Source organism: Kluyvera huaxiensis, assembly GCF_040149365.1.
Lineage (GTDB): Bacteria > Pseudomonadota > Gammaproteobacteria > Enterobacterales > Enterobacteriaceae > Kluyvera > Kluyvera intermedia_A.
Genome location: NZ_JBEFLV010000068.1, coordinates 1 through 313, shown reverse-complemented (window position 1 = coordinate 313; position 313 = coordinate 1). Strand labels below are relative to the sequence as shown.

General features: G+C 46.6%; 1 tRNA gene. It reads left to right on the top strand.

Features of this window, described 5'->3' with window-relative positions:
* Nucleotides 1-70: 70 nt before the first annotated feature.
* Nucleotides 71-146 (top strand) — tRNA-Glu (locus ABOC97_RS23960).
* Nucleotides 147-313: the final 167 nt, after the last annotated feature.

Genomic DNA, 313 nt, shown 5'->3' with positions numbered 1-313 from the left:
CTTTGAAGTGCTCACACAGATTGTCTGATGAAAAGTAAATAGCAAGGCGTCTTGCGATTGAGACTTCAGTGTCCCCTTCGTCTAGAGGCCCAGGACACCGCCCTTTCACGGCGGTAACAGGGGTTCGAATCCCCTAGGGGACGCCACTTGCTGGTTTGTGAGTGAAAGTCGCCGACCTCAATATCTCAAAACTGACTCTCTGAGTTACGTTTGAGATATTTGCTCTTTAAAAATCTGGATCAAGCTGAAAATTGAAACGACACACTGTGTCTGTTCTCCGTAATAAGAACAGATAAGCGGTGTGTTCGAGTCT